This window comes from Streptomyces sp. P9(2023) (assembly GCF_032436795.1).
Classification (GTDB): domain Bacteria; phylum Actinomycetota; class Actinomycetes; order Streptomycetales; family Streptomycetaceae; genus Streptomyces.
Map to the genome: position 1 here is coordinate 307,141 of NZ_JAUPWM010000004.1, position 14,962 is coordinate 322,102.

Consider the following 14,962-nt stretch of genomic DNA (forward strand, 5'->3'; position numbering starts at 1 on the left):
GATGGTGGCTCCTGCCGTTCTCGCGGCCGCCGCCAAGGCCGCCAAGGTCGCCAAGGCGGCGAAGGCCGCCAAGGACGTCGCCCAGTCCGCACGCGGAGGCGGCGGCGGACAGGGCCCCGGCGGCGCGAAGAAGAGCAACCTCACGCTGTGGCTGCTCCTCGGCGGCGGCGGGCTGCTGCCGATCGGCGGCATCGGCTTCGTCATCCTCGTCATGATCGGCGGCCTGATGGGCGCCATGGGCGGCGGTGCGGCCCAGGCGGCCTGCGGTGACTACGGCGACAACGCGCAGGCGGGCAACACCAGTGACGCGGCGGCCACGTCGCCGATCATGCCGGCGGGCAAGATGTACATGCCGAGCTCGACGGCCCGGAACGAGATACCCCCGAGGATGATCCTCGCCGCCATGCGCGCGGCCGCCCGCTACGACGGGCTCGACTGGACGCTCATCGCCGGTCAGATGTACCAGGAGACCAAGTACGGGCAGGACCCGTCGGCGGCGCCCGGCGGCAAGAACAGCGCCGGCTACATGGGCATCCTCCAGTTCGGCAAGCCGGCCTGGCAGGACTACGGCGCCGACGGGAACGGCGACGGCGAGAAGGACCTCTACAACATCGACGACGCGGCCTTCGCCGCCGCCAACTTCCTGAACGCGATGAAGGCCGAGACCAACGCCTGGAACGCGCTGATGAGATACTCGGGCTCCCGCCCCAGCAACACCATCTACATGCGCGTCGTCCTCACCCAGGCCGCCCGCTACCGGGGCAACCTGACCGGCGACAAGGACCTGATCAACAACTGGTACGCGCACCTCAAGAAGACCGTCGAGAAGAACCCGAACTTCCCGACGCTCGGCCAGCAGTCGGACATCCCGGAGCCGGTCGGCAACAACGCCCAGCCGAACCAGGCGCTGAGCATCGCGAGTTCCCCGCCCCGCTCCTGGTCCACGCCGCCGCTGGAGGGTGACGGCGCGACGACCACGACGGCGATGGCCGCACAGGGCGGCTTCAGCGACCTCGCACCGCTCTCGCTCGGCGCCGAGCCGATCTCCCTCGCAGCCGCCCCCCTCGCGCCCCAGGCGCCCGCCCCCGACCCGGACGCGCCCGCGACCGGCAAGGACTGGCAGTGGCCGATGAAGCAGGGCACGTACCAGGTGGGCACCAAGTACAAGGCGCGCGGCGGCATGTGGAGCCTCGGCTACCACACCGGGCTCGACCTGACCGCCCCCACCGGCACCACCCTCTACGCCCCGGCGGACGGCAAGGTCGTGAAGGCCGGGTACGGCGGCTCGTACGGCAACGAGACCAACATCGAGCACGCGAACGGCGTCATCACCCTCTACGCCCACCAGTCCCGGATGGACGTCAAGGTCGGCGACCAGGTCAAGCGCGGCCAGCAGATCGGGGCCGTCGGCGCCACCGGCAACGTCACCGGCCCACACCTGCACTGGGAGGTCCGCATGCCCGGCGTCGACAACCCGTTCATCGGCGGCCAGGACAACGGCCCCGGCATGATCGACCCCGAGGACTGGCTGAACGGGAAGATCACCGCCAACCCCGACTACGGCAGCGCACCCGGCGGTGGCGACGGGCGGGACGCCGAGTACGCCAACTGCGCCGAGGGCAGCGGCGGCACCCCGGTCGCCCCCGACGGCGCCGGCGTGACGGGCGTCCTGCCCGACTCCGACGACCCGGTGGTCCGCGCGGCGCTCGGCTGGGCGCAGCGGGGCGTCGGCCTGCCGTACGTGTGGGGCGCCCCGCGCCTCCAGGGCGACAGCCCGGTGTCGTTCGACTGCTCCAGCTTCACGCAGTGGGCGTACTACCAGGCGAGTGGCGGAAAGATCAACATCGGGGCGGTGACGTACGACCAGGAGAAGAAGCTCGCCGCGTCCGAGGTCGACGTCGGGAAGGCACAGCCCGGCGACCTGATCTTCTTCCGTCCCGGCCCCAACGGCTCGGAGCACGTCGGGATCGTCTGGGACCCGAAGGGCAAGAAGATCGTGCATGCGCCGCGCTCCGGCAAGAACGTCGAGTTCGGTACCTGGGACGTGCAGGGCAAGATCACAGGCGTGTTCCGGGTCCCGATTCCGGCCGGCACCAACCCGGCCGAGGCCGACGGCAAGGGCGGCGACGAGGATGCATGACCTGCGTGACGCACGGAAGGTCAAGGAAGGTCTGAGAGATGTCCGCTGAGCAGAAGAAGAAGCCACGCGCCGAGGACGACTGGACGTACGAGATAACCGGTCTCGTCGCCGTCGTCCTGGTCGTGCTGTGCGGCGCCTGGGGCGCCGCGTACCTCGGCGCGTCCTTCGACGACGCGCCCGCCCCGCCGGGCAACCCCTTCTCGTTCACCGTGGCCCTCGCGAAGGGCGACTACGCCTGGCCGGGCAGCGCGGCGAGCGCGGTGGCGGCGGCCGAGGCGGTACTGCTGGGCATCCTGATCCTGACGGGCTACCGGCTGCGTCAGCGCGCGAAGAGGAAGCCGGACGTCGACGCGGCGGCCCAGCACCTGGCGAAGGGCGAGCAGCTCGGCAAGCTGACGATGAAGGGCGCGGCGGCGATCGCGGAGCGTCTGGGCGTGCTGAGCCGGGTCCCGGGCGTGTTCATCGGCCGTTCCGTCAAGGGCAAGCAGCCGCTGTTCGGTTCCTTCGAGGACATGCACGTCGACATCTGGGGCCCGCGTACGGGTAAGACGACGCGGCGCGCCATTCCGGCGATCCTGGACGGCCCGGGCGCGGTGCTCGTGACGTCCAACAAGCGGGACATCGTCGACGCCACGCGCGGCCCGCGTGAGGCGGTCGGCACGGTGTGGGTGTTCGACCCGCAGCAGGTGGCGACGGAGCCGCCCGCGTGGTGGTGGAACCCGCTGTCGTACGTCACCGACGTCGCCAAGGCCCGTAAGCTTGCGGACCACTTCGCGTCCGGCTCGCGCGACCCGAACGCCTCCACCGACGCGTTCTTCGACCCGGCGGGACAGGACCTCCTGGCCAACCTCCTGCTCGCGGCGGCCACCGGCAACGCCCCGATCACCCAGGTCTACACCTGGCTGTCGAACCCCAAGGACGACACTCCGGAGCGCATCCTGCGCGGCGCCGGGCACGCCATGCCGGCCGACGCGCTGAACGGCGTCATCACCGCCCCCGACAAGCAGCGCAGCGGCATCTACGGCGTGGCCCAGCAGATGGCGTCGTGCCTGATCAACCCCGAGATCAACAAGTGGGTGACGCCGAACGGCCCGGACGACACCCGCCCGCGCTTCAACCCGCACGAGTTCGTCCGCAGCCCCAGCACGCTGTACTCCCTGTCCCGTGAGGGCACGGACTCGGCGGGCCCGCTGGTGACGGCCCTGACGGTGGCGACGGTCGAGGCGGCCGAGGAGTACGCGACCACCCAGCGCGGCGGCCGCCTCCCGCAGCCCCTGGTGGGCGTCCTGGACGAGGCGGCGAACGTCTGCCGCTGGCGGGCCCTGCCCGACCTGTACTCGCACTACGGCTCGCGCGGCATCATCCTGATGACGATCCTGCAGTCCTGGGCGCAGGGCGTGGAGGTGTGGGGCGACCGCGGCATGGAGAAGCTGTGGTCGGCCGCGAACATCCGCGTGTACGGCGGCGGCGTCTCGGACACCCGCTTCCTGGGCGACCTGTCGGACCTGGCGGGCGAGTACGAGCACCGCGACTACTCCACGACCCGCGAGTCGGAACACGGCCACTGGTCGGGCAACCGCACGGTCAACGAGTCGGTCCGCCGCGAACGCGTCCTCCACGTCTCGGACCTGGGCTCCATGCCCCCCGGCCGAGCCCTGGTCCTGGCCTCGGGCACGAAGCCGGTCCTGGTGGAAACCATCCCCTGGTGGGAGGGCCCCTACGCCCAGTCGGTCCAGGCCTCCCTGGCGAAGCACGACCCGGGCGCGAGGCGCTGAGGACCTCGAGCGGCGGGGCCTGGGGGCCTCGCCGCTCGGGGGGCTACTGAGGGGATTGCGGGGGCCGACCGGCCCTGTCGATGTCGGCGAGGACAGCACGCGCCTGGCGAACGTTCATCTCAAGGATGTCGCGACTGTATTTGCGCGGCTCACGACGGTAGCGGGCCTTGCCCACCTCAGAGGTGAAAGCACTGGCCGGAATTGCGTCTTCCCCAGGGGGCAGGAACTTCAGCATCTCCTCGAAGGCCGCAACTGTGTAGGCAACAGCATCACGCAGCTTGTAGCGCTCGGACTTCGGGGTTCTGAGAAGCTGGAGTCCCGCAGACTCGGAGATACGGAAGGCGACCTCGGCGAACTCCCCGGGGTCAATGATCTCCGACGGCTGGGACCCACCAAAGGCGGGCGGCGGAGGCGGGATCTCCCCCGCCATGCGGAAGGCGAAACGCCGAGCCGTCCCACACTGCCGACAGGCACCCTCGTACACCGCCACGATGTCATCGCCGCGCTGCTCCAGCCGATGCTGACGATCGAAGTCGCCGGAACCACACTCACAAGGGTGCAGATCCATGTACAGGTGGGCTTCGAACGATGAACGCGCCGTCAACATGGCACGATTCTACGGGCTGTTCGATGAATGCGTAGAGGAAGAGTACGGGGGAGCATCACATGGACAGGTCGGCCGATCCCCGACTGCTGGCGGATGTTCTGTCATCGGAATTCGACGAAGCGTCGGGACCACAATGGAGCGACCGACAGCGGGCGCTGGTGGACGCTTCCAAAGGCCAGCTACGCGCAGTCGCGGCTGCGGTCCTGGGCGAACGATACGGCTCGCTGGCTGAAGGCAGGACAGACGACGGCCGAGAGGTCTTCGTCCTGAAGGACGCCCAAGGTCAATCGCTGAAGATCCATGTCGACGCAATACCGATGGTGGCGGGCACGGTCGCCGAAACGGCGACGAATACAACATCAGGCCACTACAGCGTGCAGTTGTCCGACCGTATTCCACCGGAGCACCTCCCCCGGGTCCTCGCCCACGAGCTGGGGGAACTCGTCGCCGTGCGCGATCGGTCCAGCCAAGGGATGGCACCAGTTCGCAAGAGCCTGCTCAACAATGGCGCCGGCATCGGCGAACGGCTTGAACTGTCGGACCAGGACCATGGGCGCATCGGCGAGCTGAACTGGCTTGCCGACCGCGCCAAAGACGCGGAGGTTCCGCAGCAACTGCAGACCGAGGCACGTGCGGAGCTGTCCGCGTACCTTGACCAATGCGGTCTTCGGCCGATCGCGCCCATGGACGATCTCGAGGTGCACGAGTCCGAAGGCGAAGCATCCCGCGCACGGCTCTTCGCCTCGTGGGACGCTCTTTCCGCCGAGGCCCAGCACCTGGTCGGCGAACTCGCCCGCCCCATAGAGCAACTCGACCCCACCGACGCCTCCGCCCTCCAGGCCTCCCGAGACGCCGCGCTCGTCGCGCAGCGGCAGGTCGAGGCGTTCATCGGCAACCGTGAAATCACGATGCCCATGCCGGGCTACGACCAGAACGGGGTGCCGCTCCCCCGCGCGCATCTGGAAGCCGCCGCCCAGCAGGCGGCCGCTCTCCGTGCGGAGCGGAGTGCGCAGACCGTGCGGGCGCTGGACGACCAGATGGCGACCCAGCAGTTCCCGTTGCGCAAAGTGGTGATCGGCGGTGGCGCGAGCCTGACCGGGCGTGACTCGGGGGCGCTGCTGGTGGACGGTGTCGGCCGGTGGCATCTGGACCCCGGTGCCGGCATCGTCCAGTCGGCGGACCAGGACCGGGATCTCGCCCAGTGGATGGGTGTCGATCCGTACCAAGCGGTCGACGATCCAGGCCAGCGGATCTCCATCGACGCCGTACGGCTGTGGGAGGACCAACTACGCCGCCCAGGGCGACGTCGTGAACGGTCACGCCCAGCTGAGGATCGGCGGCGCGAACAAGGATCTGCTCGCCGAGGTGCGGCCGTACGACGAGGACGGCAAGCCGCGCGGCGGACCACCGCTGTGGATCGCGTGCGACGGGACGCCCACCGTCGCGACCGGTCTGCCGCCGGAGGTGGTCCCGGGCATCGCGCGGGGCCGGGACGGCGTGGAGAGCCGTAGCGAGGCACTACGGCTGATCGGCGAGCGGCTCCAGGAACTGGAGAGCGAGGGTGTCGCCGGTGCGACGGAACTGCGCAAGCAGCTGGCTGATCAGAGCGGCAAACCCAACTCGCCCACCTCCGCCCTGCTGACAACCCTGGAGTCGTCCCCGCTGAGGGAGGCCCTCTCCGGCGAACGAATGGGCAACTGCTTCACCACCCTCAAGGCGACCCACGAGTGGGAGACCGCCCGGAAGGCTGCTCCGGGGCGGGCGCTGATGGGCGACGAGGTCGCCGAGAACGGTTTCACCCCGGGGGACGCCGAGCACTGGATCGTCGCCGGTTCGGGCGGTACGGGGGTCGCCAACGCCGAGATCATCCTGAAGAAGGACCCCCGGGCGAAGGTCACGATCATCGGCTCGGCGCCGCCACCCGCCTTGACGCACCAGGTGCAGTACCGGCAGATGCTCGAGGACTTCACGAAGGGCACCGACCCCCGCCTCAGGTTCGTCGAGGCGAGGGTCGGCGCCATCAAGACCGTCCAGGACGAGAACGGCAGGACGTCGTTCGAGGTGCCCTACGACGTCAACGGAACCACTGGGGAGAAGGAAGGGAGGGTGTTGCGCGGCGACGGCTACGTCGCCAACCTCGGCCGTACGAACCCCATCCCGCCCGCCCTGCAGAGGATGGCGGACGAAGTACGGGCCGACCGTGGGGAGATCACCGGCGACTTGATGTTCGACAAGGACGACCAGTACATCGGCTACGGACTCACGTTCCGCACCGAGGACGGCCGGGAGCACCGCGTGGACGTGGACGGGGCCGCCTCCTGGCAGCTTCCGCGCGAGATTTTCACCAGGCCGGGCATCCAGGGGGAGCTGAACGACATGGGGGCCCGCGCCCTGCCCGCCGAGACCGGCAACGCCTCGCCGGGGTTCTCCCCCATCGCCCGGCAGAGCGCGCTCAAGGCGCGTGCCGTGGCGGCCGCACAGGCCGGTGACGAGAAGGCCGTCAAGCGACTGCAGGACATCCCGGACCGCTGGAAGCGTCCGGGACCGGCGGCGGAAGCCGAGTCCCCCACCACGCCCGCACCACCCTCGCCCGGGTCCGCGCCCACCCTCGCGCCCACCCTCGCGCCCACGACGCCCCAGCGGGAAGCGGCGCCCGAGATCCCGAAGCAGTCGGCGCCGACGGCCCCGGCGCGCCAGCCCGCCCCCGCGCCCGAGCAGGCCCCCGTCCCCAAGCCGGCCCCCGGCCGAGGGGCGCCCGACGCGCACCTGTGGCAGATGGGCGTCCCGCAGACCCGTAAGATCCGCACCCCCGCCCCCACCCAGCAGCTCCCCCCGGACCAGCAACGCCCGGGGCCCGCCCGGGGGCCCGGCCTGGGTGACTGACGTAACGGGTCATACCCGGCCCTGTCCGGTATGAGCATTCCGCCCGCGGTCACACCGAGGGCGGAATGCTCTCCACGAGTTCCCGGTACGCGGCCGTGATGTCGCCCATCAGGAGCGTCGTGACCTCCTCCTGCGACGGGATTCCGGCGCTGCCGTGCAGGTCGTAGACGCGCAGGTCCCGTACAGCAGCCGCCTTCCGGGCCGGCTCGCGGGCGAACCGGCCGTTGCCGAGCTGGTCGGTCCCGCACCGGCCCGCCGCCCTGGGCGGGCACGCGTGGACCGGGCGGAGGCACCGCGTTCACCCGCTGGGCCACGTCGGCCAGGGCCGGGCTGTACCGGAACGCGGTCTGGAACTGCTTCGGGGCCTCCTCCGCCCGGCCCAACTCCTCATAGGCGCGCCCCCGCAGGTAGGCGAGCTCCCGAAGGAAGGCGGCCTCGTCCCCGAGCTGCTGCGGAAGCGGGTTCAAGACGTTGAACAGTGTGCGGGTGCCGCCGTGGCCCCGCCCGTACGGGGGAACCCCAGCGGAGGTACCCGCCGCCGTTCAACGCCAAGAGCCGCCGGCCGCTGCTCGAAGGCAATCCAGCTGACTCGGCCCTGCCCTGCGAAGAAGGGAGGAGGGAGAGACGGTCGGCGTGGCGCCGGGTGGTCCGGGAGCTCTCGCGGCCGAGGACGTGCTGGACCTCGTAGAGCGAGACTCCCTTCTGGACCAGCCACAAGGCACAGGTGTGACGCATGGAGTACTGCGAGTAGTGCGGGACGAGCTGTTGCTCGCCGCCCGGGCAGCGGGCGGGCGGCCGGGTGTGCGGTCACTGATGTCCCTTGTCCGGCAAGGGGTCGGTGCTCAGGGTCTGCTGGCCGCGAAGAACGGCATGGAGTCCACCGGGACGATCTCGACGTTCTTGCCGGTGCGTGGCGCGTGGATCGCCTTGCCGTCGCCGACGTACATGCCGTTGTGCTGGGTGTCGTTGTACCAGTAGATGATGTCGCCGGGCTGCAGGTCGGATTTGGCCACCTTGCGGCCGGCGTCGTACTGCTGCTTGACCGTGCGCGGCAGGCTGACGCCCGCCGCGCGCCAGGAGGCGCCGGTGAGTCCGGAGCAGTCGAACGAGTCGGGACCGGTCGAGCCCCACTCGTAGGGCTTGCCGAGCTGCGCGTACGCGAAGTCGAGAGCGGCCTTGGCGCGTCCGCTGGCCGGGCCGTTGTAGGTGGCGGCGGAGTCGCTGACGCCCGCCGCGGCGTTGTCGCGCTTCTGGTCGGCTTCCATCCTGGCGCGCTGTGCGGCCGTCAGGCTGTTCAGGAGCTTGCGCGCCTGGGTGAGCTTGGCCTGGACCTCGCCCTTCTTCTTGGCGGCCTTGGTGGTCATCTCTTCCAGGGCCTGCAGACGCTTCTGGGAGGCCTGGCGTTCCTGGGTGAGCTCGCGCTGCTTGGCCTGCATCGCCCGCAGAGCGTCGGCCTGGCGACTCCTCGTACGGTCGAGCATCTCGGCCTGTTCGAGGTAGTCGTCCGGGTCGCCGGACAGGAGCAGCTGCAGGCTGGGGTCGATGCCGCCGCCGCGGTACTGGGCGGCTGCCAACGGACCTATCTTCTCCCGCAGTTCGTTGACCTCCTGCTGCTTGCGTGCCAGCCGGTCCTGTGCGCTGCTGACCTCGCCCTGCAGCTTCTGCTGCTTCTCGCTGATGGCGTTGTACTCCTCGGTGGGACCCGTGGCCTCCTCGTAGAGCCGCGCCACCTCCTTGCGGACCTCGTCCACCGTGGGCTTGGGGGCCGCCTGGCTCTGCGTCGGCAGGAGGCTCACGACGCCTGCGGCCATGCCGAGCGTGGCGATCCGGGCAGCACGGCTGGGCGGCTTCGGCCGACGGTGCGTTCCCATCGTGGGGAGACTCCTCTGTGCGTCTGTGGATCGAGCGACGGGCTCTGCTCGTGGGCCGGCATGAGCCGATGGACACAGAGCCGGGGCATGGCCCCGAGCCCGCGCCCCCCGCGCGCCCCCTGCACTACCAAGCGGATTAGAACTTAGTAGCTTTGAATCGCGCATCGCAAGTGAGTCGGTGTCACAGCGGCCTCATGAGGAGCGCCCCAGCTCGGGCGTCAGCTGCCGAGAGACCCGGGCGGACAGGCGACCAGCGAGGCAGCAGCGGCACCGGCACGACCAACGCGGGCGGCGTCAGGATCGCTGCAGTCGAGCCCGAAGGAATCCCAGGTCGGCGATGGCTCCGAGGCCGGCCGCCCGCGACTTCTGCGTGAGCTTGTCATGACGGCGGGCGGTGATCTCCGAGGTCTGCCCGGGCCGGGCCGCCGAGACCCAGATCAGCCGCCCCGGTCGTCGGTGAGCGCGATCACGAGCAGGCCGTGGTGTTTGCGCCTGTCCGAATAGGCCTTCCAGTCACGATGGTGCGGTATATCCCGTTACCGCCGGCCAGGTCGCCCGGCCGCTGGTCACAGCGCAGCACCGCCGGCACGATGGCGGCGATCCTCCCCGCGGGCAGGGCCCGCCACCGTGAGCCGATCTTCTTCAGGCGGCCGCGTATCGGGTCGGCGAGCCGCGGCCGGCGATCCTGGTCATCTTCGCGCACGGCGGTTGCAGCCCGCCGCGCACCGCCATCTCCAGGCAGGACCACCCGCCCCGCCACCCGGACGGGAGTCAGGGCGACGGCCGCGGCGGCCTGCGCCGCGGCCCGGTCCTGTTCGGCCCGGCCGAGGACCGACTCGGCGATCACCAGCTCCCCCGCTCGGCTTGGAACGCCTGCAGCTGCTTGGCCAACTCCTCGGCAGGCATGTCCAGTTCACCTCGGCCAGCCGTGATCCGCTCTCACGATGCACACCGCTCAATGGATCAATTTGCTTGGCCGGGTTCCTCTCAACACCGGATGGAGCCTCGGGTACCCACTGCTCGAACTGACGCCGACTCGGCTCACGTCTCCGCACCGCCGACGTGCGACTCGGTGTCGGACGTGCGACTCGGTGTCGGACGTGCGACGGCGCCGGGTCGGCCAGAAGGCCGGAAATTGGTGTTCTCGGTCGCCCCCAACGCTGTTCATCCTGCGTTCGGTTTCTCCCTCGAAACTCAGGTGCCCCCATGTCAGTTGAAGGAGAGGCTTCACGATGACGGACAGACACAGCGAAGATCCTGAGTACTCCGCGATCTCCCGGCGCCGTTTGGTCAAGTACGCCGGCGTGGGAGCGACGCTGGCGGCGGCGAGCCCCCTGCTGGGCGCCGGCCCGGCGGCGGCCGACGACGACGAGGACGACCGCAGGACCGGGCAGTCCGGCAACTCCCGACACCGGGTATGGCGTGCCGGCGATCACCACGTGCACTCGGAGTACAGCGGCTCGTTCGACACGTCGACGAACCCGCCTAAGTTCATCAAGGGTGGCGACGCGGTCTACCCGATCGTCACGAACGCCATCATGGCCAAGCACTTCGGTCTCAGCTGGGTGATGTGCACCGACCACGGCGGTCCGACGCACTCGAAGGTGAACCTGGAGCAGGCGTACCCCGACCTGCTGCGCTCGCGTGTACTGGTGCCCGAGGTCCTGCAGTTCTGGGGCATGGAGTTCGACGCCCCGGCCCTGGACCACCACACGCTGATGATCCCTCACCACCGTGACGAGGCCCAGCAGCTGTTCGAGCTGGAGAGCCGCTTCGCCAAGCGCGACGCCTTCCCCGCCGATCCCGGCCGCGACACCGAGGCCAAGATGGTCGAGTTCCTCAAGGCCGCCAAAGACATGCCCCGCAAGCCGCTGGTGATCGCCCACCACGCCTCGCGGTCGGCCACCGGTCTCGGCGTCTACGGGCAGGACACTCCCAGGGAGTTCCGCAATGGCAACAACGCCGCTCCGGAGATCTACGTCGGCTTCGAAGGCGCTCCCGGCCACCAGGCGGGCCCGCTCGTCGGAGAGGCTCGCGGCGCGTACGGGAGCCACCCGACCTATGGCGGCTTCGACCAGATGACGGCTCGCGTCGGCGGACTGTGGGACTCGCTGCTCGGCGAGGGCCGCCGGTGGTGGATCACCGCGACCTCGGACTCGCACGTGCACTGGACGCGGGGCGGCTCGGACTTCTGGCCCGGCGAGTACAGCAAGACGTGGGTGCTGGCCCGTCAGGACTACGCCGACGTCATGGACGGCCTGCGCAACGGCCGCATCTGGGTGGGAACCGGTGACCTGATCACCAGTCTCGACCTCACCGCGAGCAACCGCGGCAAGCAGGCGACCATGGGCGAGACGCTCACGGTGAGCTCCCGCAACCGCACGGACGTCGACATCGAGATCCGGTTCCGGCCGCTGGAGGGCAAGAACGCAGGTGGCGACCACCCCGAGGTCCAGCGCGTCGACCTGATCGTGGGCCAGATCACAGGTCCCAGCGCCAGCATCGATACCGACACCAACCCGACCACGAAGGTCGTGGCGCGGTTCGGCCCGCGCGACTGGCGCATGCAGGGCAAGGAATACGTCATCCGGCACACCCTGCGGAACGTGGAATCCGACCTCTACGCCCGCGTGCGCGGCACCAGCACCGACGAGGCCGAACCCCTCGCCGACGGGCTGGAAAGCCCCTGGGCCGACCTCTGGTTCTACTCGAACCCTGTGTTCATCAACCTCCGCTAGTACTGCCCCGCGAAAGTTCGTGGCGGGGTCAGGCTGATTCCTTGAGCGGGGTCCGTCGTAGGTCCAGCGCTCCCGCCACGAGCGCGGGCACCAACCTGGTCGGCGTCGTATACGAGGTCGAGGGGCGCACGCCCCACCCGCTACAACACCGCCCCTGTCAGGTCCGTAGACGGCGGCGCCCTGGAATCCGGCTGCACCACCTGCTCAGACCTGCTCGAAGTGGCTGGTTCTGCCGTCGTGGTGGACCAGACGGCCCAACTGTTCCGGGCGGGCGAGCGAGCGCAGGGCGGCGCCGGTGCGGTCGTAGAAGGCCGGGAGCTCTCCGTACGTGTCGCAAGGCGGCCTCCGCACGTACGTCGGCGGGCCATTCCGTCACGTCCGCCCGCCGGGGGCCGGCTGGATCCCGGCGTCCGGGTCCTCGGCGTACACGCGGCACTCCACAGTGCCCGGTGGCGGTGATCTCGCGCTGGGCCAGCAGGAGCCGCTCCCCGGCCGGCCACGCGGAGCTGCCACTCCACGAGGTCGTCACCGGCGATCTCCTCGGTGACCGGACGCTCGACGTGCAGCCGCGTGTTGACCTCCAAGAAGCAGAAGCGGTCGTCGGCGTCGAGAATGAACTCGAAGGTCCCGGCGTTGACGTAACCCAGGGCCATGGCCCCTCGCACGGCCGCTTCGAGCAGCGCCTCACGGACCTCGGAGGACAGGCCGGCCGCAGGAGCCTCCTCGATGATCTTCTGATGGCGGCGCTGGAGCGAGCACTCCCGCTCGAAGAGATGCACCAGACCGCCACGCCGAGTCCCTTTCAGGCACCTGCCGACGTGAGATCGGAGCCCCTTCCAACGCCGCCCAGTCACGGGAGCGGCACCTGGCACGGACGGCCCAGCAGTCAGCAGTGACAGCGAGCCGCGAGGATCACGATCCCTCTGTCCGTGACCAGGTGGACAAGGCGGTGCTCGTCGTCGATCCGCCTCGACCACGCCCCGGGCAAGTGGTACTTGAGTGGCTCGGGCTTGCCGATCCCGGTGAAGGGGGTCACGCTTGACGTCCTCGATGAGCTTGTTGATCCGAGCGAGCATCTTGCGATCGTTCTTGAGCCAGGACGTGCAGTCCTCCCAGCCCTGATCCTCGTCGACGAGCCCCACGCAGCACCCTCACCGGCGGCATCTGCCGAGTCGGGATCGATCAGCTCGCGCTCCGACACGTTGATGTTGGTGAGGGCGTTCTCGTACGCCTTGAGCAGCCGACGAGCATTCGCCGGAGAGCGCAGCAGGTACGAGCCTTCGCGCAGCGCCGCGTAGTCCTCGGCCGAGACGAGCACGGCATTGCCGTGCTTGGAGACGATCTCGCTGGCCTCGTGATCGTCGTTGACCTTCTTGATCAGCGGAAGGAGCGCCTTGCGGGCTTCGCTCGCAGTTATCGACAGACCTGACCCTCTCGACCCCCGACCTGCGGAAACGCGGTTGCAGCGGGTCCAAGTCAGCACAGAATCAGCACGGGAAGATCGTGTCCGCCACGAGGGCTCGACGCCATCACCCAAGCGGCTCCATCGGGATGTGGAGCCATGGGCCGAAAATCTCCAACCGAGGACACTGGCTCTTCAGCCAGAGCCGCGGGCCGCTACCGTGAAGCCATGACCGCACTGCCCGACTGGATGCGCCCGCCGCGCGCGGAAGGCTGGTTCGCGGAGGACCTCGACCGCCTCCCCGAGGCGCCCCGCCACACCGAGCTCATCGACGGAGCCCTCGTCTTCATGATGTCGCCCCAGCGGTCCTGGCATGGCCGCCTCGTCACCGCCCTGACCACCACACTCATGGCGCAGGCGCCAGCCGGCTTCGAGGTCGAGCGGGAGATGACGATTCGCCTCGATGCCCGCAACCGCCCCGAGCCGGATCTCTTGCTGACTGACCTGCCCTACGACCCGGACCGCACCTGGTACACCCCGGAGGACGTGAAGCTCGTAGTTGAGGCCGTATCACCCGAGTCCGCCCACCGCGACCGCACAGTCAAACTTCGCAAGTACGCAGAGGCTGGCATCCCGCACTACTGGTGCATCGAGGACGAGGACGGCGCACCCGTCGTCCACGTCTACGAACTCGACGAACCCACCGGCGCCTACGCGCCCGCCGGCATCTTCCGGGGCACCCTCCAGCGCCCGGTGCCGTTCGCGATCAGCCTGGACCTCGACAGGCTCACACCACCCCGAAGCAGCTGAAAGGTCAGCACCACGTCGGCACGCGGACGTCGCCCTGGACCCGTGGATCACGGGAGGCCCCATCTCTCGGTGCTGCGCGACGGCAGGACGGCGGCGGGCGCCCAGAGTCGGCGCAGATTGTGTACACATGCAACACTCGGTACGCTTGGGCTCATGAGTCAGATGCCCATAGAGTCCATCCGTGATGTACGTGCCCACCTGGCCGAGGTCGTCGAGCGGGCCGACCGGGATGACGTACCCACCGTCATCACGCGGCGCGGCAAGCAAGTGGCCGCCGTGGTGTCGATCGAGGTACTGCGCAAGTACCAGGAGTGGGAAGAGCGCGAGATCAACCGGATCATCGACGAACGCATGGCGAACACTTCGGCCGGCGTCCCGATCGAGGACGTCATGAGGGAAACGCTGGCTCGCGGTGAGTGAGTACCGCACCGTCTTCCGCCCCGAGGCTCAAGCGGAGCTGCGCAAGCTCCCCCGCGACATGGCGCTCCGCATCCTGGCCAAACTGACCGAGCTGGAGAGTGACCCCTTCGGCTTCAGCACCACGGCTCTCGTGTCCCAGCCCGACCGCCGCCGCCTCCGGGTGGGCGATTACCGCGTCATCTACACGATCGACGACGGGGAACTGGTGGTCTGGGTCGTCCACGTCGGACACCGATCCACCATCTACGGCACCTGACCCGCGCGGCGGCGGGAAACCACGCCGGAGTTCTGCGGACAGCTGCGGACAGCTGCGGAC

At 69.5% G+C, this 14,962-nt stretch carries 11 protein-coding genes and 3 pseudogenes; 7 read left to right on the forward strand and 7 right to left on the reverse strand.

The genetic code is table 11. The features are described from left to right. Position 1 precedes the first annotated feature (1 nt). Both Q5762_RS08585 and Q5762_RS08590 read left to right on the forward strand, forming a co-directional pair. Positions 2 to 2,140, forward strand: a complete 2,139-nt coding sequence (locus tag Q5762_RS08585) for a peptidoglycan DD-metalloendopeptidase family protein (RefSeq protein ID WP_315891393.1) — start codon at positions 2 to 4, stop codon at positions 2,138 to 2,140. A gap of 38 nt (positions 2,141 to 2,178) precedes the next feature. Next, the gene (locus Q5762_RS08590) at positions 2,179 to 3,915 is read left to right on the forward strand and encodes a TraM recognition domain-containing protein (protein WP_315891394.1); all 1,737 of its coding nucleotides are present in this window, start codon (positions 2,179 to 2,181) and stop codon (positions 3,913 to 3,915) included. Between the two features lie 43 nt (positions 3,916 to 3,958). On the opposite strand, the gene Q5762_RS08595 is transcribed toward Q5762_RS08590, so the two are convergent. After that, positions 3,959 to 4,522 carry a hypothetical protein gene (locus tag Q5762_RS08595; protein WP_315891395.1) on the reverse strand — a complete coding sequence of 188 codons (564 nt, stop codon included), beginning with the start codon at positions 4,520 to 4,522 and terminating at the stop codon, positions 3,959 to 3,961. A gap of 1,308 nt (positions 4,523 to 5,830) precedes the next feature. Between Q5762_RS08595 and Q5762_RS08600 the strand changes: the two genes are divergently transcribed. Then, positions 5,831 to 7,405, forward strand: coding sequence for a hypothetical protein (locus tag Q5762_RS08600; protein ID WP_315891396.1), 1,575 nt, complete (start codon positions 5,831 to 5,833; stop codon positions 7,403 to 7,405). Positions 7,406 to 8,247: 842 nt separating this feature from the next. Here Q5762_RS08600 and Q5762_RS08605 read toward each other — a convergent pair. Further along, positions 8,248 to 9,276: an NlpC/P60 family protein gene (locus tag Q5762_RS08605; protein ID WP_315891397.1), complete on the reverse strand. Its 1,029-nt coding sequence runs from the start codon at positions 9,274 to 9,276 to the stop codon at positions 8,248 to 8,250. A gap of 466 nt (positions 9,277 to 9,742) precedes the next feature. Next, complete coding sequence (locus Q5762_RS08610; protein ID WP_315891398.1) at positions 9,743 to 10,123, reverse strand: hypothetical protein; 381 nt, start codon at positions 10,121 to 10,123, stop codon at positions 9,743 to 9,745. A 385-nt stretch (positions 10,124 to 10,508) separates the two neighbouring features. On the opposite strand from Q5762_RS08610, the gene Q5762_RS08615 reads away from it, so the two are divergent. Further along, positions 10,509 to 12,014, forward strand: coding sequence for a phosphoesterase (locus Q5762_RS08615; protein ID WP_315891399.1), 1,506 nt, complete (start codon positions 10,509 to 10,511; stop codon positions 12,012 to 12,014). A 204-nt stretch (positions 12,015 to 12,218) separates the two neighbouring features. Here Q5762_RS08615 and Q5762_RS08620 read toward each other — a convergent pair whose 3' ends face one another. The 4 genes and pseudogenes from Q5762_RS08620 to Q5762_RS08635 all read right to left on the reverse strand — a co-directional run. Next, positions 12,219 to 12,365 (reverse strand): hypothetical protein, encoded by a 147-nt coding sequence (locus Q5762_RS08620; protein WP_315891400.1) that lies wholly within the window; start codon positions 12,363 to 12,365, stop codon positions 12,219 to 12,221. A gap of 203 nt (positions 12,366 to 12,568) precedes the next feature. Further along, positions 12,569 to 12,991, reverse strand: a pseudogene (locus tag Q5762_RS39930) (hypothetical protein); the annotation flags it as partial. Further along, positions 12,901 to 13,156, reverse strand: a pseudogene (locus Q5762_RS08630) (Txe/YoeB family addiction module toxin). The pseudogenes Q5762_RS08630 and Q5762_RS39930, both read right to left, overlap by 91 nt. Before the next feature lie 17 nt (positions 13,157 to 13,173). After that, positions 13,174 to 13,437, reverse strand: a pseudogene (locus Q5762_RS08635) (type II toxin-antitoxin system Phd/YefM family antitoxin); the annotation flags it as partial. Between the two features lie 207 nt (positions 13,438 to 13,644). Here Q5762_RS08635 and Q5762_RS08640 point away from each other — a divergent pair. The 3 genes from Q5762_RS08640 to Q5762_RS08650 all read left to right on the forward strand — a co-directional run bounded on the left by Q5762_RS08640 (position 13,645) and on the right by Q5762_RS08650 (position 14,902). Then, a complete protein-coding gene (locus tag Q5762_RS08640) occupies positions 13,645 to 14,226 on the forward strand; it encodes a Uma2 family endonuclease (protein ID WP_315891401.1) in 582 nt (193 codons plus the stop codon). 153 nt (positions 14,227 to 14,379) lie between these two features. Then, positions 14,380 to 14,646, forward strand: coding sequence for a type II toxin-antitoxin system Phd/YefM family antitoxin (locus Q5762_RS08645; protein WP_315891402.1), 267 nt, complete (start codon positions 14,380 to 14,382; stop codon positions 14,644 to 14,646). Beyond that, complete coding sequence (locus Q5762_RS08650) at positions 14,639 to 14,902, forward strand: type II toxin-antitoxin system RelE/ParE family toxin (protein ID WP_315891403.1); 264 nt, start codon at positions 14,639 to 14,641, stop codon at positions 14,900 to 14,902. Before Q5762_RS08645 ends, Q5762_RS08650 begins: the two co-directional genes overlap by 8 nt. The last annotated feature ends 60 nt before the right edge of the window (positions 14,903 to 14,962 follow it).

Bases quoted from the DNA above. Each gene is read 5' to 3' on its own strand.
- Q5762_RS08585 (WP_315891393.1), top strand. From the start codon at position 2: ATGGTGGCTCCTGCCGTTCTCGCGGCCGCCGCCAAGGCCGCCAAGGTC.
- Q5762_RS08590 (WP_315891394.1), top strand. From the start codon at position 2,179: ATGTCCGCTGAGCAGAAGAAGAAGCCACGCGCCGAGGACGACTGGACG.
- Q5762_RS08595 (WP_315891395.1), bottom strand. From the start codon at position 4,522: ATGTTGACGGCGCGTTCATCGTTCGAAGCCCACCTGTACATGGATCTG.
- Q5762_RS08605 (WP_315891397.1), bottom strand. From the start codon at position 9,276: ATGGGAACGCACCGTCGGCCGAAGCCGCCCAGCCGTGCTGCCCGGATC.
- Q5762_RS08615 (WP_315891399.1), top strand. From the start codon at position 10,509: ATGACGGACAGACACAGCGAAGATCCTGAGTACTCCGCGATCTCCCGG.
- Q5762_RS08640 (WP_315891401.1), top strand. From the start codon at position 13,645: ATGACCGCACTGCCCGACTGGATGCGCCCGCCGCGCGCGGAAGGCTGG.
- Q5762_RS08645 (WP_315891402.1), top strand. From the start codon at position 14,380: ATGAGTCAGATGCCCATAGAGTCCATCCGTGATGTACGTGCCCACCTG.